1 protein-coding gene is annotated in these 313 nt (G+C 38.7%); it reads right to left on the bottom strand.

Going from position 1 to position 313, the window contains the following annotated elements:
- Positions 1-123: 123 nt before the first annotated feature.
- On the bottom strand, positions 124-313 hold a 190-nt coding region (locus AB4496_RS27890), incomplete at its 5' end, for a hypothetical protein (RefSeq protein ID WP_372133269.1).

Here is a 313-nt window from a genome sequence, read left to right as displayed (position 1 = left end):
ATATAAAAAAACCGCCTTCTCAGAAGAGAAGGCGGTTTTAATTACGTTATCTTTTTTTAAGCCGAAGATTTTGATACTTAGGCTTTAACGTATAGGTTGTCGGTACGTTTAGCTTATCTAAGATTAGATCTTAAACATCTTTATCGTTTGATGCAGTTCGTCCGAAACATTATTAACATTTTGCGCTGTTTGAACATTTTGCTGGACGTCATCGACAGTCGCTCGCGCCAAATCATTTACATTCACTACATTTTCGTTGATTTCAACGGCTACTTGCGATTGTTCTTCCGCTGCCGCTGCAATCTGGTTGTTC

Origin of the sequence: Vibrio sp. 10N.222.46.A1 (genome assembly GCF_041473595.1) — a bacterium.
GTDB classification, from domain to species: Bacteria; Pseudomonadota; Gammaproteobacteria; order Enterobacterales; family Vibrionaceae; genus Vibrio; species Vibrio tasmaniensis_A.
The sequence above is the reverse complement of the archived record's forward strand: the minus strand, read 5'-3'. Positions and strand labels throughout refer to the sequence as shown.